The following is a 22,964-nucleotide window of genomic DNA, read 5'->3' on the forward strand; positions in this document are numbered from 1 at the left end:
CCCCCCGGCGGGTGAAAAGAGATTGGCAAGATCAAATGCGGGCCCGGACCTCGCTCAGCATCTCGGTGACCGAGGCGGCCGGGTCGGTGATCGGGAACTGGACCGTGCGGATCGTCGCCGTCGGGTCGGCCAGCAGAGTCAGGCGCTTGAAGCGGTCCTCACCAGCCGCCCGGAACGTAGGCAGGCGCAAGCTCGCGGCCAGCTTGACGTCCTGGTCCGACAGCAGCGGGAACGGCAGCTTGGCGTGGGTGGCGAAGGCTTCCAGCTGGTCCCGGCGCTGGGTGCTGATGCCACGGATCTCGGCCCCCGCCGCCGTGAAGTCGGCCGCTCTGGCCGCGTACGTCATGGACTCGAGGGTGCAGCCCGCCGCGCCCGGAATCTCGCCCCAGCCCGGCGGATAGCCCGGGGTGTCCGGCGCGAAGGCGCCGGGGAAGAAGTAGAGGACCGTCCAGGTCTCCAGGCGCAGTGCCGGGATCCGCCGGCCGATCAGGCCGTGCACGCGGTGGGCCTCCGCCGAGGTCGGCGCCGCCGTCGCGGTGAGCGAGCCGTCGCCGAGCACGTACCGATCACCCCACTCCTGAAGGGCGATCAGCACCGGCAGCAGGCCCTCGCCCTTGGGCGTGAGCACGTAATCGTGGCGCGGTGGGTGCTCGGAATACGGCTCCCGGCGCAGCACTCCATGCTCCACCAGCGCGGCGAGGCGTTCGGTCAGGGCCCGCCGGCTCACTCCCAGCGAGCGCTGCAACGCCTCGAATCTGGTCACGCCGCCCGCGATGTCACGGACCACCAGAAACGTCCACCAGTCCGTGAGCACGCCGAGGGCCTGCTCGATGCCGCAGTCGGCATCAACGAGTTCGACCCTGCGCACGCCCTCCACTATAGTCCGTTCCAGAATGGAACTTACTCGAACGGGGGCGAGGACCGTGAGCGTGTTCTGGCGCTGGTGGACGGCCGGCACCAGCAGTGATCTGGGCTCGGCCGTCGGCGGGGTGGCCCTGCCGCTGACCGCGCTCGCGGTCCTCGACGCGACCCCGTTCGAGATGGGCCTGATCGCCGCGGCCGGTTATGTCGCCTGGCTGGTGATCGGGCTGCCCGCCGGGGTCATCGTGCAGCGCCTCCCGCTGCGCGGCACCCAGGTCGGGGCCGATCTGATCCGCGCGCTCGCCGTGGCCTCCATCCCGGTGGCCTGGTGGCTGGGCGTGCTCACCGTCGCTCAGCTGGTCGTCGTCGCGCTGGTCCTCAGCTTCGCCCACGTCGTCTTCTTCGTCGCCAACACCACGTTCCTGCCCGAGATCGTCAGCCGCGACCAGTTGCAGTCGCGCAACAGCCTCACCTCCGGCACCCACGCCACCACCCAGCTCGCCGGACCGTCGCTCGGCGGGCTCGCGGTGCAGTTCCTCGGCGCGGTGCCGACGCTGCTGATCGACGCGATCAGCTATCTCGTGTCGGCGGCGCTGCTGCGCACCCTGCCGGCCCGGCGGGGGCACCGCCCGGACCGGCCCACCCCCATGGGCGCGATGATCCGCGAGGGCTGGGCGTACGTGACGAGGCACCCGATGATGGGCCCGGCCATGTGGTCGGCCACCGCGTCGAACTTCGTCAACGGCGCCTACCTCGCGCTCTTCCCGCTGTACCTGGTTCGCGAGCTGCACGCCCCGGTCGCGGTCGTCGGCCTGCTGCTCGCCGTCGACGGCGTGGGCACCCTGATCGGCGCAGCGCTGACGACCCGGGCCACCAACGCTCTCGGCACCGCCCGGGGACTGATCATTCTGGGCTTCGTGGAGGCCGCTGCCGCCTTCGTCATCCCCGCCGGCACCGGCTGGGTGGCGTACCTGGGCTTCACCGCGGGCGTGCTCGTCTTCGCCGCCACCGGGTGTGTCTTCAGCGTGACGACCCGCACGTACCGGCAGATCGCCAGCCCGCCGGAGCTGCTGTCCCGGGTGATGGCGACGGTCCGGTTCGTCTCCTGGGGCGCCATCCCGGTCGGCGGGCTGGTGGCGGGTGCGCTGGCCGGGCCGCTCGGCGCCCGGACCACCTTGCTGATCGTCGCGGTGGCCGCCGTGGCTGCGCCGCTCGCGCTGCTGTTCTCCCCCGTACGCGGGCGCCGGGACCTGATCGAGCCGACCACGCCGGAGCGGGAGGCGGTCGTTGGGTAGGTTCGGCGGTTGTGGACAGCGAGTTCTGGATCTCCGAACTGACCGACGACGACGTACCCGCCGTGGTGGCGCTCTGCCGGAGCGCCCTGGACCTGCCCGAGGACGCCGCCGAGGCCGCGGAGATCGTGCTGCGCCTGCGCGAGACCACCGGCACTGACGGCTGGTCGGCCACTCCCCGCAGGATCACCGGCTTCATCGCCCTGCGCTCAGCCGGCGCGAGCGCCGCGGCCGGTGCGGCCCTGTCCGGAGAGCCGGTATCGGTGACCGGCGGCCGGGTGATCGGGGTGGTGCTGGGCTCGGTGTCGCACCGGGACCGCTCGATCGGCCACGTCGACCTGATCGCCGTGGACCCGGAGGAACGCCGCCGCGGCGTGGCCCGGGCACTGGTGTCCCGGATCGAGGGCGCACTGGCCGGCCTCGGCGCCGGCGACGTCGTCATCGCGGGAAACGCCCCGTACTACGCCTGGCCCGGCATCGACGTGCGCTACACCCCGGCGATCTGCGCGGCGATGGCCTTCGGCTTCGAACAGGACCAGCCCGCCTGGAACATGACCGTGGACCTGATGACAGAGGCCTCCGGAGCCGCCCCGGGCGCAACGACCGAGGACGAGGCCCGACTGGCCGGTGAAGGCATCACCATCCGCCGGGCGGGTGCCGAGGACGTCCCGGCCCTGGTCCGCTTCACCCTGGCGAACTTCGGCGAGGGCTGGGCCGGCGAGATCACCCACTCGGTCGGGCGGGACCAGGCCGGCTGCCACCTGGCCCTGGCCAAGGACGGCGCGATCCTGGGCTTCGCCGCCTACGGCTCGTCCCGCCCATCCTGGTTCGGCCCGATGGGCACGGCGCCGGCCGCCCGCGGATCCGGAATCGGCGCCCTGCTGCTCCGCCGCTGCCTCGCCGACCAACGGGCCGCCGGCCACAACCAAGCCCAAATCGGCTGGGTCGGTCCCCTCCCGTTCTACGCGAAAGCAGTAGCCGCCCGAGTAGAACGCGTCTTCCTCCTCTACCGCAAACAGCTCTGACGCATCCGCCCAGCCCAGCCACCCCCACACAGGCCAACCCCGCAAGTGCACGCCCGCAAACGAAGCGGCTCTTGAGCGGAATGGCGGCGCGCGGGGCGGGTGATCTGGCGAGACGGGGCGGCGCAGCGGAGTGGCCGCAAAACGGAAATCCGCGCGCGGTGAACTGTCGCGTAGACAACCGGCCGAGCAAGGCGGGAGGCCGCACAGGCCGGGGAGGCCGCGCAAGGCGGGGAGGCCGCCCAAGGCGGGGAGGCCGCCCAAGGCGGGGAGGCCGCCCAAGGCGGGGAGGCCGCCCAAGGCGGGGAGGCCGCCCAAGGCGGGGAGGCCACCCAAGCCGGAGAGGCCACCCAAGCCGGAGAGGCCACCCAAGCCGGAGAGGCCGCCCAAGCCGGGGAGGCCGCCCAAGCCGGGGAGGCCGCCCAAGCCGGGGAGGCCGCCCAAGCCGGGGAGGCTGCGCAAGGCAGAGGCCGCGCAAGGCAGAGGCCGCGCAAGGCAGAGGCCGCGCAAGGCAGAGGCCGCGCAAGGCGGCCTGTCGTGCAGACAAGCAGCTACGCGAGGCGAGAGGTCCCGCGAGACGGAAAGCCGCAAGCGGAAGAGCCCCGCAAAGCGCAAGCCGCACCGCCGCATAGACAAGCAGCCGCGCAAGGCGGCAGGCCGCGCAGGGGGCAGTCCACGCAGGGGGCAGGCCCGCGCAGGGGGGCAGGCCCGCGCAGGGGGCAGGCCCGCGCAGGGGGCAGGCCCACGCAGGGGGCAGGCCCACGCAGGGGGCAGGCCCACGCAGGGGGCAGGCCACGCAAGGTGGCAGGCCACGCAGGGCAAAGGCCGCAGAAGGCGGCCCGTCGTGCAGATAAGCAGCCGCACGAGGCGGAAGGTCCGCCGAGACGGAAAGCCGCAAAGCGGAAGGTCCCGCAAAGCGGAAGGTCCCGCAAAGCGGAAGGTCCCGCAAAGCGGACGGTCCCGCAAAGCGGACGGTCCCGCAAAGCGGACGGTCCCGCGAAGCGGAAGGTCCCGCAAAGCGGAAAGCCGCCCGAGGCGAACCGTCGCAGAGACAAGCAGACGCGCAAGGCGGGAAGCCACTAGAGGCTGGAAGGCCACGCAAGGCGGGACGCCGCACAAGGCGGGACGCCCCACAAGGCGAGCTGTGGTGCGAACAAGCAGCCACGCGAGGCGAGACGTCCAGCGAGACGGAAGGCCCGCATGCGGAAGAGCCCGCAGCGGAAGGCCGACGAGGTGAACCGTCGCGTAGACCGGCATCCGCATGAGGTGAAAGGCCGCGCGACGCGGGAGGCCCGCGAAGCGGACGGGTGCAAAGGCGGACCGTCGTGCAAACCAGCAGCCGCGCGACACCGGAGGTCTTACCAGGGAAGGCCCGCGAAGCAGGGGGCTGGCGAAGTTGAAAGCCACGCGAAGCAGACCACACGAGGGCGAAGGCCTCAGCTACGGACCACAGCAGCCGGGCGAAGAGCCTCACCGAGCGAGGGCAAGCCGAGCACATCACCCGAGGCCCGGTAAGCCGGCCGGGCAGGCCCAGCATCCCGGCGCCGCAAAGATCGCGCATAGCGGCGAGCCGGACCACAGCGGGCTTGGGGGCGGGGGATGACCCACGCAGATATCAAGCTTGACGGGCTGCGTGGGTCATCCTCCGCCTCCGAGCCCCACCATGCGAACAGCAAAAGGCGGGCCGCCCGAAAGCGACCCGCCCCTGCAAAAGAGGACTTAGAAGTCCATGTCCCCGCCACCCGGAGCACCGGCCGGAGCCGGGTTCTTCTCCGGCTTGTCAGCCACAACCGCCTCAGTCGTGAGGAACAGCGCAGCGATCGACGCGGCGTTCTGCAGCGCCGAGCGGGTGACCTTGGCCGGGTCGATGATGCCCGCGGCCAGCAGGTCGACGTACTCGCCGGTCGCGGCGTTCAGGCCGTGACCCAGCTCCAGGTTGCGCACCTTCTCCGCCACGACGCCGCCCTCGAGGCCGGCGTTGACGGCGATCTGGCGCAGCGGGGCGTCGAGCGCGACCTTGACGATGTTCGCACCGGTGGCCTCGTCGCCCACCAGGTCGAGCTTGTCGAACGCAGTCTTGCCGGCCTGCACCAGGGCGACGCCACCACCGGCGACGATGCCCTCTTCGACGGCGGCCTTCGCGTTGCGAACGGCGTCCTCGATGCGGTGCTTGCGCTCCTTGAGCTCGACCTCGGTGGCCGCGCCGACCTTGATGACCGCAACGCCGCCGGCCAGCTTGGCCAGGCGCTCCTGCAGCTTCTCGCGGTCGTAGTCGGAGTCCGACTTCTCGATCTCGGCGCGGATCTGGTTGACCCGGCCCTGGATCTGCTCGGCGTTGCCGGCACCGTCGACGATGGTCGTCTCGTCCTTGGTGATGACCACCTTGCGGGCCTGGCCCAGCAGGCTCAGGTCGGCGGCGTCGAGCTTGAGGCCGACTTCCTCGCTGATGACCGTGCCACCGGTGAGGATGGCGATGTCGTCCAGCATGGCCTTGCGGCGGTCACCGAAGCCCGGGGCCTTGACGGCGACGGACTTGAAGGTGCCACGGACCTTGTTGACGACCAGGGTGGCCAGGGCCTCGCCCTCGACGTCCTCGGCGATGATGATCAGCGGCTTGCCGCCCTGCATGACCTTCTCGAGGACGGGGAGCAGGTCCTTGACCGCGGAGATCTTGCTGTTCGCGATGAGGATGTAGGGGTCGTCGAAGACGGCCTCCATGCGCTCGGCGTCGGTCATGAAGTACGCCGAGATGTAGCCCTTGTCGAAGCGCATGCCCTCGGTGAGCTCCAGCTCGAGCCCGAAGGTGTTGCTCTCCTCGACGGTGATGACGCCTTCCTTGCCGACCTTGTCCATGGCCTCGGCGATGATCTCGCCGACCGTGGAGTCACCGGCGGAGATGGAGGCGGTGGAGGCGATCTGCTCCTTGGTCTCCACGTCCTTGGCGAGCTTGCTCAGCTCGTCGGAGACAGAGGCGACAGCGGCCTCGATGCCCCGCTTGAGCGCCATCGGGTTCGCGCCGGCGGCCACGTTGCGAAGGCCCTCACGGACCAGCGCCTGGGCCAGCACGGTCGCCGTCGTCGTGCCGTCGCCGGCCACGTCGTCGGTCTTCTTGGCGACCTCCTTGACCAGCTCGGCGCCGATCTTCTCGAAGGTGCCCTCGAGCTCGATCTCCTTGGCGATCGACACACCATCGTTGGTGATGGTGGGAGCGCCCCACTTCTTCTCGAGCACGACGTTGCGGCCCTTGGGGCCGAGCGTCACCTTGACGGCGTCGGCGAGCTGGTTCATACCACTCTCGAGGCCGCGACGAGCTTCCTCGTCAAATGCGATGATCTTGGCCATACGGCTTTGTCCTCCTGGACATTCGCGGCGCCGGGCCGGTCCGGCCCGCTTTCCGCACGTTGAGAACCATGCGGACGTCACCACCTGGCGATGTGACGTCCTCAGGCCGAGCCGGATAGCCCGCGACGACCGGTCCCGTGCCCCGGCACCGATGGCGGTGCCGTAGCCGTGACCCCACCGTCCCGACCTGCTGGCACTCACATGGCGCGAGTGCCAATCACTTGTTTAGCACTCTGCTGGGGCGAGTGCAAGCAGAACGGACCGCCCGCACGGGTGCCCGCGGCGGTCGCATATCGGCGTCCGACTTGCCCCCACCTGGGCGACGAGGTAGGCAGAGCATCATGACCAGCACTGTCGCGTCCACCATGACCGTGCACCGGGTCACTCCCGCGGACGCGGGCCGGATGCGTGCGCTGCGGCTGGAGATGCTGGCCGACAGCCCGCTCGCCTTCCTGGAGACCCTGGCCCAGGCCGCGGCCCGGCCGCACGCCGACTACCGGCGCCGGATCGCCCAGGCGTCGACCGGCGGCCAGCTGGCCCAGTTCGTGGCCGACCCCGGGGGCCGGCTGATCGGCCACGCGGGCGGCACGGTGCTGCCGGAGGATCCGCGCGCGACGGTCGTCTTCGCGGTCTACATCACACCGGCCCAGCGCGGCCGGGGCGTGCTGCGCGAGCTGGTCGAGGCGGTGGCCGAGTGGTCGGTGGCGATGGGCCGCGGTGAGCTGATGCTCGAGGTCGTGGTCGGCAACGACCGGGCGGTACGGGCGTACGAGCGCCTGGGCTTCGAGGACACCGGCGTACGGGTGCCGCACCCGGTCGTCCCCGGTCTGCTGGAGTTGCAGATGCGCCGGCGGGCCTGATGGGCGCGCGGTGGCCTCTGGCCCGCACTGTGCTGACGGCTGTGAACGGCACCACGCTGGTCGGCCTGGGCATCGCCGCGCTGACGGGCACCAAGGTGCGCCGCGGCCCCGGCGGCATCCTGATCGCGGAGGGCTACTGCCGCAAGGCGCCCCCGGCGACCTGCTTCACCATCGGCTCGGTGATCATCACCCGGCGTACGGCCGAGTGGCTGCTGGACGAGAGCCGCGCCGCTCTGCTGGCCCACGAGAGCCGGCACGCCGGGCAGTACGCGGTGCTGGGCCCGCTGTTCTGGCCGGCGTACTGGCTGTCCTGCGGCTACTCGTGGGCGATGACCGGCACCTATGGCACGCGTAACGCCTTCGAGCGGCACGCGGGCCTGGAGCACGGCGGTTACCGGGTGGCCCCGCTGCGGCCGGGGTTGCGCCGGTTCAGACGGTCAGCTGCCACTGGGTCCAGCGATCCACCGGCCGGAAGCCCATCGCCCGGTTGATCCGGAGCATGTGCTCGTTCTCCTCGGCGTTGGAGGTGTCGATCGCCCGCAGGCCGGGGCGGGCCGTCCGCGCGTACCGCAGGTTGTGGTTCTTGATCGTCAGCCCGAGGCCGTGCCCGCGGTGGTCCGGGTCGACGATGGTGATGTTCTGCCAGGCGTGCCAGTCGGTGTCGTTCTCGCTCGCGATCATCGTCCAGGCGACGAGCCGCCCGCTCTCCTCGTGCACGGCGCCGGTGTGGAATGTCGTACGCCTCCGGATGCGCAGCGTCTCCTCGGCCGCACGGACCCGGGCGGCGTCCACCTTCTCGGACTCCACGGCCAGTTCACCGGTGGGCGCGTCCTCGTTGAGCCGGCTGTCCAGGTAGCCGATGTCGTCCAGCAGTTCCTCGGGCGCCTCGTCCGTCCATCGGACGAGCCGGTAGCCGGCCGCCGCGGGGCTGTCGTCGGGCAACGGGCCCGTGAGGTCCAGCCGGCTGCGGATCTCCACCAGAGCCGGGATCGCGCCCGCGGCTCGCGCGAAGGCGTCGGCGTCCACGGCCTCGCTGATCAGGTGCCGTCGGCCGAGCTCCGTCGTGCGCCGCGTGGCGAAGGAGAGCAGGGCCCGGCCGGTGCCCCGGCGGCGGTGGTCCGGGTGGACGAAGAGCTCGACGAGGACGTTGGCCAGGTTGTCGAGCTGCGGCAGGTACAGCTCGAGGTGGCCGGCCGGGGTCCCGTCGTAAACGGCGAGGTACTGCTCCGCCTCGTTGCCCGGCCACGGGTGCCGCAGCCGGGTGAGGTAGGTCTCGAAGGAGCTGAACGGGATGTCGGGGGCGTCCGCTTCGGCGGCGGCCCGGTCGATCACGTAGGCCGCCCGCTCGTCGGTGAGGGGAACTATCCGCAGCATCCCGACAGCCTGCGCCGCCGGCCCTCTGACCGCGACTGAGATTTGGTCGGGAGGACGCGCGCACAGCGCCTCCGGCACTGGGTCGTTGGGCCCCTAGGAGATTGTCGCCAAGCTCGAAAGTGGGGCCACGTACGGCGTCGCGTCCTCCCGCGTAGAGCATCCTGCCGAGCCGGCGATCCCCGCGCAAGTCCTCGCGGGTAGGAATTCTCGACGTTAGGCAGACTGCTGACTACTCTGTGTCACCCGAGCAGGCCGGCATCCCGGGCACCGCGGAGCGACGGCTTGATCCGGTGGGTGGGTCCGACCTGGCCCGCGACGGCGTCCAGGGTCTTGAGGCCCTCGCCGGTGTTGTAGACCACTGTCTCCTTGTCCGGGTCGAGCTTGCCGCTGGCCACCAGCTTCTTGAGCACGGCCACGGTCACGCCGCCGGCGGTCTCGGCGAACACGCCGGTGGTGCGGGCGAGCAGCTGGATGGCGTCGCGGATCTCGTCGTCGTCGGCGTAGTCCATCCAGCCTCCGGTGCGGGTCACGGCCTCGATGGCGTACGCGCCGGCGGCCGGGTCACCGATGTTCAGCGACTTGGCGATGCCGGTCGGCTTGACCGGGATGATCTGGTCGGTGCCGTTGTGCAGCGCGGTGGCGATCGGGTTGCAGCCGGCCGACTGGGCGCCGAAGACGGTCCAGCCGCCCTCGGGGGCCTCGACCAGGCCGATCTCGACCAGCTCGGTGAACGCCTTGTCGATCTTGGTGAGCAGCTCGCCGCTGGCCATCGGCACGACCACCTGGGCCGGGATCCGCCAGCCGAGCTGCTCGGCCACTTCGTAACCCAGAGTCTTCGAACCCTCGGCGTAGAACGGGCGCACGTTCACGTTGACGAAGGCGGTGTCCTCGAACTCGTCGGTCTCGACCAGCTCGCCGCAGAGCCGGTTGACGTCGTCGTAGGAGCCGTCGATGGCGACCAGGTCGCCGCCGTACACCGCGGTGGTGATGACCTTGCCCTGCTCCAGGTCGCCCGGGATGAACACGATCGAGGGCACCCCGGCCCGGGCGGCGTGCGCGGCCACGGAGTTGGCCAGGTTGCCGGTGGAGGCGCAGGCGAAGCGGGTGAAGCCCAGCTCGCGGGCGGCGGTGAGGGCCACCGAGACGACCCGGTCCTTGAAGGAGTGGGTCGGGTTGGCCGAGTCGTCCTTGACCCACAGCGGGGCCCGCAGGCCGACCTCGGCGGCCAGCGCGTCGGCGCTGACCAGCGGGGTCAGGCCGGGGTCGAGGGTGACGCGGGTGGCCGGGTCCTGGCCGGTGGGCAGCAGGGCGGCGTAGCGCCAGATGTTGTGCGGGCCGGCTTCGATCTGCTCGCGGGTGACCGCGGCCAGTGCGGCGGCGTCGTACGCGACCTCGAGGGGGCCGAAACACTCGTAACAGGCGTGCTGCGCGGCCAGCGGGAACTCGGCGCCGCAACCACGGCACACGAGGGCACGGGCGGGGCTGGTGGACTGGCGGGGGGCGTCGACGGTGGACGTCACAATGAGGCTCCTTCTCATCTTTCCCCCGGCGTCGGTGGACGCGCGTGGGGACGGAATTAGCACCTGCCACACGCTGGGCCTCGCCATCGAGACATGTGTGGTGGTTGCCGGGGCGTCATCGGGCCGTTCCCTCAGCCCCTCTGGATGAGGTATTCAGTTGTGTCCCACACCTTACGGCGTGGGCGGCCAAAGCGCTGCCAAGCATCCCGAGGTGTGAGCTTCAGCTCCCGGGTACGCCGCCCATTGATCGATGTTGGTCGATTGATTCACAGCAATCTCTGAGGTTGGAACGCGCACTCCGGCCCTACTGTTCATTGAAAGTTATGGATTTGTTGGCCGGATGGAGGACCTCTGTGCTGTACGGGATCGATCTCGTCGCGGTGTCCGTGCTCGTCTTCGGGCTCTACTTCCCCCGGCACCGCCGCCGTGACCTCGTCGTCGCGTACCTCGGCGTCAACGTCGGCGTGCTGGCCGTGGCCGGCTCGCTCAGCTCGGGCACCGTCGGGGCCGGTCTGGGTCTCGGGCTCTTCGGCGTGCTCTCGATCATCCGGCTGCGCTCCACCGAGCTGGACCAGCACGAGGTGGCCTACTACTTCTCCGCGCTGGCGCTGGGCATCATCGGCCCGCTGGGCGGCGGTGCGGTGTGGCTGGCGCCGGCCCTCATGGCGCTCATCCTCGTGGTGATGTTCCTGGGCGACCATCCCCGGCTGTTCCGCAGCTACCGGCGGCAGGTGCTGGTCCTCGACTCGGCGGTCACCGACGAGGTGGCCCTGGTGGCCCAGCTGGAACAGGTGCTCGGCGCCCGGGTGCACGCGGTCTCCGTCGAGCGGGTCGACCTGGTCAACGAGACCACGGTGGTCGAGGTCCGGTACTCGCGGCGGGCCCGCTCGGTGGCCGGCACCCGCGTGGCCGCGGCGGCCGGAGCCCGCCCGTGACCGCCGCACCGGCCGCGCCGCCGCGGCTGGAGGGCCTGGCCGGCCTCGGCCCGATCGGGCTGGCCGAGCTCACCGCGCAGGCCGAGCTGCAGGTCAGGCGGGACCGCAAGTACGTCCTGCCACTGGGCGAGCTGGCCACGCTGCTGCCCGCGCTGGGCCGCGACACCCGGATCCTGGACATCGACGGCATCCGGCTGTTCCGCTACGCCTCGGTCTATTTCGACACCGCGGACCTGGTCTGCTTCCGGCTCACCGCGCTGCGCCGGCGCCGCCGGTTCAAGCTCCGCACGCGGACCTACCTCGACTCCGGCACGTGCCTGCTGGAGGTCAAGACCGAGGGGGTACGCGGCGGCACGGTCAAGACCCGCCTGGCGTACGAGCGGCAGCACCACGATGACCTCGGACCCGGCCGCTGGTTCGTCGACGCCGTGCTGGAGGACCTGGACGTCAGCGGCCTGGTCTTCGCACCGGCGCTGGCCACCCACTATCTGCGCAGCACTCTGTATCTCCCGGCCTCGCAGAGCCGGGTGACCATCGACATCGACCTGTCCTGGACCAAGCCGGGCCGCAGCGCGCCGGACCTGAGCCTGCCGGGCATCGCCGTGGTCGAGACCAAGACCCGGGCGGCGGCCTCCGAGGTCGACCGCCTGCTGTGGGCCCGGGGTCACCGCCCGGCGTCCATCTCCAAGTACGCCACCGGCCTGGCCGCTCTGCGCCCCGAGCTGCCCTCCGCCCCGTGGCGCCGGCTGCTGCGCCGGCACTTCCACCCCGCTGCCCCGGCCGGCCCCGCGCCGGCCGCCGACCGAAGGACCGAGACATGCACCGTTCCCCCGTCCTGACCGCCGCGCTCGCCGGCGCCCTGGCCCTCGTACCGGGCACCGCCGCCCGGGCCGCCGACCCGGTCGTGCTCGCCGCGGGCCCTGCCGCGGCGCAGGCGCTGGCCGCCAACGCCCCCGACCACGACGACCCGGCCGACCACGTCTGGAGCGAGTCGGCCGTCGCCGCGGTGGCCCTGACCGGCTCCGGCGCCACGTCCACCAGCAGCGGCGTCTCGATCAGCGGCAGCACTGTCACGGTCACCGCCGCCGGCACCTACCGCTTCACCGGTTCGCTCACGAACGGGCAGATCGTGGTCAACAGCACCGGCGCCGGCCTGGTGCGGCTGATCCTCAACGGCGTCACCGTGGCCAACTCGGGCACCGCGCCGCTGTCGGTGGTCGCCGCCGACGAGGTCATGGTGGTGCTGGCCGACGGGACCACCAACCGGCTCACCGACCCGGCGACGTACACGACCGCGGTGAATCCGAGCGCCGCCCTGTCCAGCGCGGCCGATCTGACCATCACCGGCGCCGGGGCGCTGATCGTCACCGGTAACGCCGCCGACGGCATCGCCAGCGACGACGGCCTGGTCATCGACTCGGGCGCGATCACCGTCACGGCCAAGGACGACGGCGTCCGGGGTCAGGACTACGTCGTGCACACCGGCGGCACCCTGGGGGTCACGGCGAGTGGCGACGCGATCAAGTCCGACGAGACGACCGACGCCACCGAGGGGTACGTCCACCTGGCCGGCGGCGCCCGTACCCTCACCGCACCCGCCGGTGACGGCGTCAGCGCGACCACCGACGTCATCGTCGCGGGCGGCAGCCTGACCGCGACGACCGGCGGCGGCAGCACCACGGCCCCGGGCACGGCCTCGACCAAGGCCGTCAAGGCCGACGTCAGCGTGGTCGTCAGCGACGGCCAGCTCAACCTGAACGCGTCCGACGACGGGATCAACTCCAACAACCTGATCACCGTCGACGGCGGCACGCTGACCGTGGCCAGCGGCGACGACGCGGTGCACGCCGACACCGCCCTGACCGTCTCCGCCGGCAGCGTGACCGTGACCAGGTCGTACGAGGGTCTGGAGGCCATGCAGACCACGCTCGCCGGCGGCACCGTGACCGTGACCGCGACCGACGACGCGGTGAACGCCGCCGAGGAGGGCGTGAACGAGATGCAGGTCGCGCCCAACGCCTTCATCAAGGTCACCGGCGGCACGGTGACGGTCAGCGGCGGCACGGACGGTCTCGACTCCAACGGCATCCTGGCCATCTCCGGCGGCACGGTGATCGCCAACGGCTCGCCCACCCGCGGCGGCGGCGAGGGTGGCCTGGACTCCAACGGCGCGCTGACCATGACCGGCGGCTCCATCCTGGCCACCGGCCTGACCGCGTCGACCAGCGCACTGCCGTCCGGTGGTCAGGCGTGGGTGGCGTACTCGTTCAGCGCCAACCAGCCGGCGGGCACGATCGTGCACCTGGCCACCGCGTCCGGCACCCAACTGGCCTCGTTCCGCAGCACCCGGGTGCTCAAGGGGGTGCTCTTCGACCTGAGCTCGCTGACCCGCGGCACGTCGTACCGGATCTACACGGGCGGCTCGGTCTCCGGCACCGACGCGGGCGGCGGCCTCTATCTGGGCGGCACGCTCTCCGGCACCCAGATCGCCTCGGTGACGGCCGGCAGCGGCCGCGCCTGAGCTCTCTCCGGATCGGCCGTGACCCCGCCCCTGGGCCCCCGGGCGGGGTCACGGCCCGTTTCTCAGGGAACGGTGGCGGAGAGTGAATAGGGTGACGGCGTGAATGCTGTCCTCGAGATACAGGGCCTGCGCAAGACCTATCGCAGCCGCAAGGGGGTGCGCAGGGCGCTGGACGGCTTCGACATGGTCGTCGAGGCCGGTCAGGTGCACGGCTTCCTGGGGCCCAACGGCTCCGGCAAGACCACCACGCTGCGTACGCTGCTCGGCCTGATCCGGCCCAACGGCGGCCGGATGGCCCTGCTCGGCCGGGAGGTGCCACAGGCCCTGCCCGAGGTCGCCGGCCTGGTCGGCGCCATCGTGGAGAGCCCGCAGTTCTTCGGCAACTTCTCCGCCCGCGACACCCTGTCCCTGCTCGCCGACGCCGGCGGCGTCGAGCGGATGCGGGTCCACGAGGTGCTGGAGCTGGTCGGGCTGCGCGACCGGGCCACCGACCGGGTCAAGACCTACTCGCTGGGCATGAAACAGCGCCTCGCGGTCGCGTCCGCCCTGCTCAAGAACCCGCAACTGCTGATCCTGGACGAGCCGGCCAACGGCCTGGACCCGGGCGGCATCCGGGAGATGCGCACGCTGATGCGCAACCTGGCCGAGTCGGGGATGACCGTGGTGCTGTCCAGCCACATCCTCGGCGAGATCCAGCTCATCTGCGACTCCGTCACGATCATCTCGGCCGGGCGCCGGGTGGCGGCCGGTGGCGTCGCCGACGTGCTGGCCCAGCACGCCACCTCCTCGGTACGGGTCCGCGTCGAGTCGATCGCCGACCTGACCGGCGCGGCCGGGGCGCTGCGTGAGATCGGCGCCCAGGTCGTCGTCGAGCCGGACCACCTGATGGTCAGCGGCATCGCGCAGCCCGGGGCCATCACCCGGACGCTGGCCGCCCGCGGCGTCTACGTCAGCGAGCTGGCCCCGGTCGCGGTCGACCTGGAGAGCGTCTTCCTGGAGCTCACCGGCACCGCGCCGGTCGAGGGCGAGCATCGCCAGGTCGACGAGTCCGCGGCCACCCCGGCAGTCAACGGCGGGTGGGGACAGTGAGCCTCTACACGGCGGAGACCCGCCGGCTGACCAAGCGCCGCTTCACCCGGTTCTTCGTGCTCGGCACGCTGCTGGTGCTGGCCGCCATCGTGGCCGGGATGTTCTTCACCAACCACAAGGCGTCGCCCGAGCGGCTCGCCGCCGCGCAGGCCGAGGCCGACAGCCAGTACCAGTCGGCCGTGCAACAGGCGGCCAAGGAGACGACGGACTGCCAAGCGGCCCAGGGCACGCCGGCGGCGCAGAACTATCCGCCCTGCGACCAGATCTACCAGCCGGTCCGGGAGGACTTCCGCGCCGAGTGGTACATGGACCCGACGTTCAACTTCCGCGAGCAGTTCGGTTTCCTGGTGACCGCGCTCGCCGCGCTGCTGGCGGTGACGGCGTTCGTCATCGGCGCGACCTATGTGGGCGCCGAGTGGAGCAGCGGCGGCATGATGAACCTGCTGCTGTGGCGGCCGCGCCGGCTCCAGGTGCTGGGCACCAAACTCGGCGCGCTGCTGGTGAGCCTGGCCGCGTTCACGGTGGTGGTGTCCGCGGTGTGGACCGGGCTGTTCGTGCTGACCGCACAGCTGCGCGGCACGCTGGCCGGGATGACCTCGGGCGCCTGGCAGTCCATCCTGCTCATGGAGCTGCGCGGGCTGGTGCTGGTGCTGGCGGCGGGTGCGGTGGGCTTCGGTCTCGCGTCGCTGGGCCGGCACACGGCGATGGCGCTGGGCGCGGCGATCGGGGCGATCATCGTCTTCCAGTTCGGCCTCGGCACCGTGCTGACGCTGGCCAAGGTGCCGTTCGTGGAGGCGTACCTGGTGCCGGTGTGGACCCAGGCCTGGATGGACAAGTCGGCCGTGGCCACCGACTGGGACTCGTGCGACTACTCCAGCACCTCCGGGTGCGAGCCGGCCACGGTCACCATCACCTGGCCGATGGCCGGCGGGGTGCTGGCGGCGGTGGTGCTCCTCGTTGTGGGGGCAGCCATGTGGACCATGCGTAGTCGGGACATTACTTAAGGTAGCTTCGGCTGCATCGGCACTCACGGACGGCAGGGATCGCCGGCTGCCACTATGCTGACGATCCCCTTCGTACATCTGTGCGTGCTCTCCCACCGCCCAGGAGCGCCATGCAGCCCGACGCCTCTCTCAACCAGCAGCACGTCCCCGCGCCCCGCGAGGAGACCCCGGCCGAACCGGCCGAAGCGCCCGCCCTCACCGAGCGCGAGGTGCAGATCCTCGCGTTCGAGAGCAAGTGGTGGAAGCATGCCGGCGCCAAGGAGCAGGCCATCCGCGACGCCTTCGGCCTTTCCTCGACGCGCTACTACCAGCTGCTCAACGGCCTGCTGGACAACCCGGCGGCGCTGGCCCACGACCCGGTCCTGATCGGCCGGTTGCGCCGGCTGCGCTCGACCCGGGCCCGCACCCGCCGCCGTTAGCCCGGAGCGTGCGTGGAGGCGTAGGCCTCCAGCCACGCGACCTGCACCGGATCCAGCGAGGCCCGCACCCGCTTGCGAGCGGTCGCCACGTGCTCGGCGGTGACCGTCGAGGCGTCCAGCGACTCCCGCATCGCCGACAGCGCCGCCTCACGGATCAGCGCGGCACAGTCCGCGGCGGAGAAGCCCTCCAGCTCGGCGCCCAGCTCGTCCAGGTCGACAGCGCTGTCCAACGGCACGGACTTGGCCGAGGCCCGCAGGATGGCCGCCCGCGCCTCGCCGTCCGGCGGCGGCACGAAGACCAGCCGTTCCAGCCGGCCCGGCCGCAGCAGCGCCGGGTCGATCAGGTCGGGCCGGTTGGTCGCGCCGATCACCACCACGTTGCGCAGCGACTCCACCCCGTCCAGCTCGGTCAGCAGCGCGGCCACGACCCGGTCGGTCGTGCCGCCGTCGGTGGACTGGCCGCGGGTCGGCGCCAGCGCGTCCACCTCGTCCAGGAAGACCAGGGTCGGCGCGGCCTCCCGGGCCCGGCGGAAGAGCTCCCGGACCGCGCGCTCGCTCTCGCCGACCCACTTGTTGAGCAGCTCGGCGCCCTTGACCGACAGCACGTTGGCCTTGCCGGTGCCGGCGATCGCCTTGACCAGGTACGTCTTGCCGCAGCCGGGCGGGCCGTACAGCAGGACACCGCGCGGCGGCTGCACCCCGAGCCGGGCGAACGTGTCGGGATAGGTCAGCGGCCACAGCACCGACTCGGTCAGGGTCTGCTTCACCTCGGCCATGTCACCGACGTCGTCCAGCGTGACCTGGGCGACCTCCAGCGTCGACTCGGCCATCGAGGTCGGCCGGACCACGTCCAGCGCGCCCTCGAAGTCGGTCATGGTCACGGTGGGAGATTCGGCCTCCTTCTGACGCAGCGCGGCGCGTACCCCGGCCTCGCGGGCCAGCGCACCCAGGTCGGCCGCGACGAAGCCGGGGGTACGCCCGGCGATGTCGTCCAGCCGCACGTCCTCGGCCAGCGGCATGCCCCGGGTCAGCACCCGCAGCTGCTCGCGCCGCATCGCCGCGTCCGGCAACGGCACCGCCAGCTGCACGGCCAGCAGATCCGGCGCCCGCAGCCCGGGGTCCACCGCCTCCGGACGGCTCGTCGTGCACACCACCGCGCCCCCGGAACGCAGCAGCTCACCCAGCACCTGCCGGAACACCGTGGCCAGCGGGCCCGGCTCGTCGCGCGGCGCGAGCGCCTCGACGTCGGCGATCAGCAACACCGTCGGACCGCCCGCTCGGGCGTCCCGGGCCAGCTCGCGCAGCCGGGCCGCGGCGGAGTCGTTGGTCAGCGCCGCCAGCTCCGGACCCCAGACCGCCAGCACGGTCGCGCCGACGGTCGCGGCGACCGCGTGCACCAGCGCCGACTTGCCCGAACCGGCCGGACCCGTCACCAGCACACCGAGCGACACCGTGGTGCCCAGCCGGCCGAGCACCTCGCCGTGGTGGAAGCCGAGATCGAGCAGCTCGATCAGCTCCTGGGCCTGGGTGCGCAGCCCGGGCAGGTCGTCCAGGCTGGGCGGGGGCGTCTCCGGATCGGTGGAGGCGGGCTGCCGGGTCGCTGCCGATGTCGGTGCGGGCTGGTCCCGTACGGTGGAAAACTCCCCGTCCTGCCAGCCCACCACCGTGTCCATCGTGACCAGCACGGCATCGGCGTCCTCGACCGCGACCACCGTGAGCAGCGTGCTGGTCCAGGCGTAGCCGACCCGGTTGGCCAGGCTGCGCCGAGCGGCCTCGACCAACGACCGGTTGCCCGCGTCCAGCAGCACGTCCTGCGGCAGCAGCGAGACGTTGTCGCCCGCGGTGACCACCTTGCCCAGCAGGGCCAGGCGCAGCATCTCCGGCGACACCACCGCGACGATCTCGGCCGGGCCGGTCAACGTGACCCGCCGCGCCTGGACGACCGGCACGGGCGTCACGGTCACCTGGCCGCCGTCGCGCAGTCCCAGGTTGCCGATGATCAGATCGTCGGCGTAGAGCAGGGCCCGGCTCGCTGTCGGCTCGGCCCGCGCGGCGAGACCCGCGGTGGTCCGCCGGCCGGCCAGGCGCAGCGGATCGCCCGGATTGATGGCGAGCGCGGCCATCACCTCGGGGTGCAGGCGGACGATGCCGCGCCGCGCGTCGAGGGCCGCCGTCCGCTGGGTCACGGTCAGCGTGAGGTCGTCTGGCACCGGGGAGGCCTCCGTTTGGACGAGGGGACTAGGTTGACACGCTAGCCGCCGTACGCCGCCCGGGGAGGCACCACCGCGATGAGGCTTCGTCACGCCACTTTGGCCGTTGTCACGCTGACCCTGCTGGGGGTCGCCGGCTGCGGTGACGACTCCGACGACAAGGCGCCCGCCGCACAGGCACCGGGCGCCTCCGCGGGACCGTCCGCCGACGGCGGGCTGGGTGGTCCGGGCGCCTCGGCCGCACCGGGTTCCTCGGCCGCTCCGGGCACGCCACCCACCGAGGGCACGTCCCCCGCGAAGCCGCCGAAGAAAGGCGGTGGGGCCGCGCAGGGTCCGGCCGGCAAGCCCGCGGTCTCCCCCGACGTGCTGACCGCCGCCGGGATCGGCCCGTACCAGGTCGGCGTCCAGCAGGGCGAGCTGAAGTCGGCCGACCTGGTGGGCAAGGTCACCAAGACCAAGGACACCTGTACGACGGCCAAGGGCCTCAGCGAGTACCACACACCGGCCCTGGCGTTCGCCGGCGGCAAGCTCCAGCGTCTCACCGTGACCAGCCCGAAGGTGGCCACTCCGAAGGGCGCCAAGGTCGGCACCGGCTACGCGAACCTCAAGGGCATGTACCCCGGCGGCAAGCAGCTCGACGACTGGGTCGGCGCCAGCGCCTGGTACGCGGTCGACGGCGGCAACGCCCTGCTGTTCCGGATCAAGGACGACAAGGTGACCGCGATCGACGCCGGCGCGGGTCCGGCCGTGCAGTTCTTCTACACCGACAAGCAGGGCTGCTAGGCACGTTCACAGCTCCCGCTCAGCGGCCCGCGGCTAGCGTGGGCCGCATGTCTGCCCTCACGACTCGGCTCCGCCGTGCCCTGCCCCGAGTGACACGGCGGCGGGTGGTGGCCGGATCGGTGGCCCTCGTCCTGATCGCCGCCCTCATCGGCTGGGCCGCGCTGCCCGAGCGCCACTCCTGGACGGCGGTGGACCAGCGGCTGACCGTGCTCTCCGGACCGTCCGGCACCGAGCCGATCGACCTGGACACCCGGCTCTACCTGCCGTCCGGAGACGACGACGTGCCGGCGGTGCTGCTCGGCCACGGTTTCGGCGGCAGCAAGGAGTCCGTCAGCGACGACGCCGAGTCCCTGGCCGACCGCGGGTACGCCGTCCTGACCTGGACCGCCCGCGGCTTCGGGCGCAGCGGCGGCGAGATCCACCTGGACAGCCCGGACTACGAGGTCAAGGACGCGCAGCGGCTGCTGGACTGGCTCGCCGCCCAGCCGCGGGTGCGGACGGACGCCGCCGGGGACCCCCGGGTCGGCGTGGTCGGCGGCTCGTACGGCGGCGCGCTGGCCCTGCTGCTCGCCGCCCAGGACCCCCGGGTCGACGCGATCGTGCCGCTGATCACCTGGAACGACCTCGGCAAGGCGTTCTTCCCGCAGTCCGCGACCGGGGTCACCGCCCCCGGCGTCTTCAAGAAGAACTGGGCCGGCCTCTTCTTCGGCAGCGGCTCGGGACCCCTGGGCGCCGGCGGCGGCTCGCCCCTGGCCGGTGGCGCCGGGGAAGTTCCGCCGGCCCCGGTGGCGAACCCCGCCTGCGGCCGCTTCGCCGCGGACGTCTGCGCGGCGTACCTGAAGATGGCCACCACCGGCATCCCGGACGCCGCGACGACCGCGCTGCTCCAGCGCTCCAGCCCGGCCCCGGTGCTCAACAAGATCAAGGCGCCCACGCTGCTCATCCAGGGCGCGGTGGACACGCTGTTCCCGCTCTCGGAGGCCGACGCCAACGCCAAGGGCATCGCGGCGACGGGCACCCCGGTCCGGGTGGCCTGGTTCACCGGCGGCCACGACGGCGGCTCCGGCCCGCAGACCGACCAGGACCGCACCAAGTTCCTCACCGCGCAGTGGCTCGACCACTACGTGAAGAAGGACGGCGCCACCCCGGCGAACAGCTTCACCTACTCCCGGGTGGCCGGCTTCAGCGCGCTGGACCGGGGGCTGGTCACCAACGGGTACTCCGATCCGACGTACCCCGGCCTGACCGGCACCGGCCGCACCGAGGTCACCGTCAGCGGCGACGCCCAGCAGATCGCCAACCCGCCGAACGGCAACCCGGGCGCACTGTCCTCCCTGCCCGGCGTGGGCGGCCAGCTCAGCTCCCTGCTCGGCAGCGTCGCCGGTGACCTCGCCGGCCAGCACGCCGAGTTCGACTCGGCGCCGGTCACAGACGCGATCGAAGTGGTCGGCGCGCCGACTGTGCGGCTGCGGGCGGCCTCCCCGACCGGCTCGGCGACGCTGTTCGTCAAGCTCTACGACGTCGACCCGAACGGCACCGCCACCCTCAGCGGCGGCCTGATCGCCCCGGTCCGGCTCACCGGGCTGCCCACCGACGTGACCGCGGCCCAGCCGGTCACCGTGACGCTGCCCGCGATCGTGCGCCGGATCGACGCCGGGCACACCGTCCGGGTCACCGTGGCGACCTCCGACCAGGCGTTCCTGACGCCGCCGGACCCAACGACCTACACCGTCGCGGTCGAGCCGGCGGTCAGCCTGCCCACGGCGGTGGGCACGCCGATCGCCAACCCCCAGGTCGTCTGGCGGTACGTGCTGCTGGGCGTGCTCGCGGTCATCATCGCCGGGCTCGTCGTGGTCCTGGTCGTGCGCCGCCGCCGGCTGCGCCGCCACGAGGCCCCGACGGTCGACGAGTACGCCGAGACGCCGCTGGTCGTGCGGGGCCTGCGCAAGGCGTACGGGGACGGTTTCGTCGCCGTCGAACGGGTCGACTTCACCGTCGAGCGTGGCCAGGTCGTCGGCCTGCTCGGTCCCAACGGCGCGGGCAAGACCACCACGCTGCGGGTGCTGATGGGCCTGACCATGCCGACCGAGGGCGACGCCCTGGTCTTCGGGCACCGGCTCGAGCCCGGCTCACCGGTGCTGTCCCGGGTCGGCGCGCTGGTCGAAGGCCCCGGCTTCCTGCCGCACCTGACCGGGCTGGAGAACCTGCACGCGTACTGGCAGGCGACCGGCCGGCCGGCGGCGGACGCCCGCTTCGACGAGGCGCTGGAGATCGCCGGGCTCGGCGACTCGGTGCACCGCAAGACGAAGAACTACAGCCACGGCATGCGGCAGCGGCTGGCCATCGCCCAGGCCATGCTGGGCCTGCCCGAGCTGCTGGTGCTGGACGAGCCCACCGACGGCCTCGACCCGCCGCAGATCGCCGAGATGCGCCGGGTCCTGAAGCGCTACGCGACCGACGGCCGGGCGGTGCTGGTCTCCAGCCACCTGCTCGCCGAGGTGGAGCAGACCTGTACGCACGCGGTGGTGGTGAACAAGGGCCGGATCGTCGCGGCGGGACCGGTCGACGACATCGTCGGCGAGAGCCCGTCGGTGCAGCTGGAGGTGTCCGACGTACCGGCCGCCGAGCAGGTACTGGCCGGGATGAACGTGCGGTCGGTGACGCCGGAGGGGGCTTCCGGGCTGATCGTGGACATGAACGGCACGCCGCGTACCGAGGTGGTGGCCTCGCTGGTGCGCGCCGGGGTCGGGGTGGACCGGGTGGTGCCCCGGCGGCGCCTGGAGGACGCGTTCCTGGCCCTGGTGGGCGACAACTCGCGAGGAAGTGGAGACCGATGAGCGCGGCTGCGACGGGCTACCGGGCAACGGCCACCATGCCGTTGCTGGCCGAGGTACGCCGGCAGGCATCCCGCCGCCGGACCCAGCTGGCGCTGGGCTTCATGGCCCTGCTGCCGGTGATCATCCTGCTGGCGTTCGAGTTCGGCGGGGACGGCGACGACGACAACGGCGGCGGGGCGTTCGCCAGCCTGGTCGACCTGGCCACCTCGGGCGGGCTGAACTTCGCCCTGTTCAGCATCTTCGTGTCGGCGGGTTTCCTGCTGGTCGTGGTGGTCGCCCTGTTCTGCGGCGACACGGTGGCCAGTGAGGCGAGCTGGGGCAGCCTGCGCTATCTGCTGGCCGTCCCGGTCCCCCGGGCCCGGCTGCTGGGGGTGAAACTGGTCGTGGCGCTGGGCTACTCGCTGCTGGCCCTGCTGACCCTGGCCGGCACGGCCCTGCTGATCGGCACCCTGCGCTACGGCTGGCATCCGCTGGGCAGCACGGTGGCGGCGGAGATCCCGGCCGGTGAGGGCGTGCTGCGCCTGCTGGCGATCCTCGGCTATCTGGCGGTGGTCCTGCTGGTGGTGGCCGGTCTGGCGTTCCTGCTGTCGGTCCTGACGGACGCGGCCCTGGGCGCGGTGGGCGGTGCGGTGCTGCTCTGGATCCTGTCCGGCATCCTGGACCAGATCACGGCGCTGGGCTCGATCCGCGACTTCCTGCCGACCCACTACAGCGACGCCTGGCTGGGCCTGCTGTCGACCCCGATGCAGACGGACGACGTGGTGAAGGGGGCCATCTCGGCGGTCTGCTACGCGACGATCTTCTGGTCCCTGGCGTTCTACCGCTTCACCCGCAAGGACATCACTTCCTGAACGCGAAGCGGCGGCCCACCCCGCCAGGTGGACCGCCGCTGGTA

The 22,964-nt window shown here is 72.1% G+C and carries 18 protein-coding genes and 1 riboswitch; of the genes, 13 read left to right on the plus strand and 5 right to left on the minus strand.

The window, feature by feature from the left end; translation table 11 throughout:
• Positions 1-31 precede the first annotated feature (31 nt).
• Positions 32-868, minus strand: coding sequence for a winged helix-turn-helix transcriptional regulator (locus tag ACZ6S4_RS24285; RefSeq protein WP_465477090.1), 837 nt, complete (start codon positions 866-868; stop codon positions 32-34).
• A gap of 25 nt (positions 869-893) precedes the next feature.
• On the opposite strand from ACZ6S4_RS24285, the gene ACZ6S4_RS24290 reads away from it, so the two are divergent.
• Positions 894-2,156: an MFS transporter gene (locus ACZ6S4_RS24290; RefSeq protein ID WP_465477091.1), complete on the plus strand. Its 1,263-nt coding sequence runs from the start codon at positions 894-896 to the stop codon at positions 2,154-2,156.
• A gap of 11 nt (positions 2,157-2,167) precedes the next feature.
• Positions 2,168-3,178, plus strand: a complete 1,011-nt coding sequence (locus ACZ6S4_RS24295; RefSeq protein ID WP_465477092.1) for a GNAT family N-acetyltransferase — start codon at positions 2,168-2,170, stop codon at positions 3,176-3,178.
• Between the two features lie 1,716 nt (positions 3,179-4,894).
• On the opposite strand, the gene groL is transcribed toward ACZ6S4_RS24295, so the two are convergent.
• On the minus strand, positions 4,895-6,517 hold the full coding sequence (groL, locus tag ACZ6S4_RS24300) for a chaperonin GroEL (protein WP_465477093.1): 1,623 nt from the start codon (positions 6,515-6,517) through the stop codon (positions 4,895-4,897).
• Between the two features lie 341 nt (positions 6,518-6,858).
• Here groL and ACZ6S4_RS24305 point away from each other — a divergent pair, with 341 nt between their 5' ends.
• Both ACZ6S4_RS24305 and ACZ6S4_RS24310 read left to right on the plus strand, forming a co-directional pair.
• Positions 6,859-7,377 (plus strand): GNAT family N-acetyltransferase, encoded by a 519-nt coding sequence (locus tag ACZ6S4_RS24305; RefSeq protein WP_465477094.1) that lies wholly within the window; start codon positions 6,859-6,861, stop codon positions 7,375-7,377.
• A 41-nt stretch (positions 7,378-7,418) separates the two neighbouring features.
• Positions 7,419-7,868 (plus strand): hypothetical protein, encoded by a 450-nt coding sequence (locus tag ACZ6S4_RS24310; protein WP_465477095.1) that lies wholly within the window; start codon positions 7,419-7,421, stop codon positions 7,866-7,868.
• Here ACZ6S4_RS24310 and ACZ6S4_RS24315 read toward each other — a convergent pair.
• Both ACZ6S4_RS24315 and thrC read right to left on the minus strand, forming a co-directional pair.
• A complete protein-coding gene (locus tag ACZ6S4_RS24315; RefSeq protein WP_465477096.1) occupies positions 7,807-8,751 on the minus strand; it encodes a GNAT family N-acetyltransferase in 945 nt (314 codons plus the stop codon). The genes ACZ6S4_RS24310 and ACZ6S4_RS24315 overlap by 62 nt on opposite strands.
• A gap of 239 nt (positions 8,752-8,990) precedes the next feature.
• On the minus strand, positions 8,991-10,271 hold the full coding sequence (thrC, locus tag ACZ6S4_RS24320) for a threonine synthase (RefSeq protein ID WP_360545920.1): 1,281 nt from the start codon (positions 10,269-10,271) through the stop codon (positions 8,991-8,993).
• A gap of 11 nt (positions 10,272-10,282) precedes the next feature.
• A riboswitch (SAM riboswitch) is annotated at positions 10,283-10,422 on the minus strand.
• A gap of 202 nt (positions 10,423-10,624) precedes the next feature.
• On the opposite strand from thrC, the gene ACZ6S4_RS24325 reads away from it, so the two are divergent.
• The 6 genes from ACZ6S4_RS24325 to ACZ6S4_RS24350 all read left to right on the plus strand — a co-directional run bounded on the left by ACZ6S4_RS24325 (position 10,625) and on the right by ACZ6S4_RS24350 (position 16,239).
• On the plus strand, positions 10,625-11,206 hold the full coding sequence (locus tag ACZ6S4_RS24325; RefSeq protein ID WP_465477097.1) for a DUF4956 domain-containing protein: 582 nt from the start codon (positions 10,625-10,627) through the stop codon (positions 11,204-11,206).
• A complete protein-coding gene (locus ACZ6S4_RS24330) occupies positions 11,203-12,045 on the plus strand; it encodes a polyphosphate polymerase domain-containing protein (protein WP_465477098.1) in 843 nt (280 codons plus the stop codon). The genes ACZ6S4_RS24325 and ACZ6S4_RS24330 overlap by 4 nt, the downstream gene beginning before the upstream one ends.
• Positions 12,024-13,727 (plus strand): carbohydrate-binding domain-containing protein, encoded by a 1,704-nt coding sequence (locus ACZ6S4_RS24335; RefSeq protein ID WP_465477099.1) that lies wholly within the window; start codon positions 12,024-12,026, stop codon positions 13,725-13,727. Before ACZ6S4_RS24330 ends, ACZ6S4_RS24335 begins: the two co-directional genes overlap by 22 nt.
• Before the next feature lie 99 nt (positions 13,728-13,826).
• Positions 13,827-14,816, plus strand: coding sequence for an ATP-binding cassette domain-containing protein (locus ACZ6S4_RS24340; RefSeq protein ID WP_465477100.1), 990 nt, complete (start codon positions 13,827-13,829; stop codon positions 14,814-14,816).
• A complete protein-coding gene (locus ACZ6S4_RS24345; protein ID WP_465477101.1) occupies positions 14,813-15,820 on the plus strand; it encodes an ABC transporter permease subunit in 1,008 nt (335 codons plus the stop codon). Before ACZ6S4_RS24340 ends, ACZ6S4_RS24345 begins: the two co-directional genes overlap by 4 nt.
• Before the next feature lie 38 nt (positions 15,821-15,858).
• Entirely contained in the window at positions 15,859-16,239 is a 381-nt protein-coding gene (locus ACZ6S4_RS24350) for a DUF3263 domain-containing protein (RefSeq protein WP_465477183.1), read from the plus strand.
• On the opposite strand, the gene ACZ6S4_RS24355 is transcribed toward ACZ6S4_RS24350, so the two are convergent.
• Positions 16,236-18,449: an AAA family ATPase gene (locus ACZ6S4_RS24355; protein ID WP_465477102.1), complete on the minus strand. Its 2,214-nt coding sequence runs from the start codon at positions 18,447-18,449 to the stop codon at positions 16,236-16,238. The two genes, ACZ6S4_RS24350 and ACZ6S4_RS24355, sit on opposite strands and share 4 nt — an antisense overlap.
• A 78-nt stretch (positions 18,450-18,527) precedes the next feature.
• Here ACZ6S4_RS24355 and ACZ6S4_RS24360 point away from each other — a divergent pair, with 78 nt between their 5' ends.
• Genes ACZ6S4_RS24360 through ACZ6S4_RS24370 form a run of 3 tightly spaced genes read left to right on the plus strand, consistent with a single transcriptional unit; the run spans position 18,528 to position 22,920 of the window.
• Entirely contained in the window at positions 18,528-19,232 is a 705-nt protein-coding gene (locus ACZ6S4_RS24360) for a hypothetical protein (RefSeq protein WP_465477103.1), read from the plus strand.
• 47 nt (positions 19,233-19,279) lie between these two features.
• A complete protein-coding gene (locus ACZ6S4_RS24365) occupies positions 19,280-22,069 on the plus strand; it encodes an alpha/beta fold hydrolase (protein ID WP_465477104.1) in 2,790 nt (929 codons plus the stop codon).
• On the plus strand, positions 22,066-22,920 hold the full coding sequence (locus tag ACZ6S4_RS24370) for an ABC transporter permease (RefSeq protein WP_433722704.1): 855 nt from the start codon (positions 22,066-22,068) through the stop codon (positions 22,918-22,920). The genes ACZ6S4_RS24365 and ACZ6S4_RS24370 overlap by 4 nt, the downstream gene beginning before the upstream one ends.
• The last annotated feature ends 44 nt before the right edge of the window (positions 22,921-22,964 follow it).

This window comes from Actinoplanes sp. NPDC051405 (assembly GCF_055586185.1).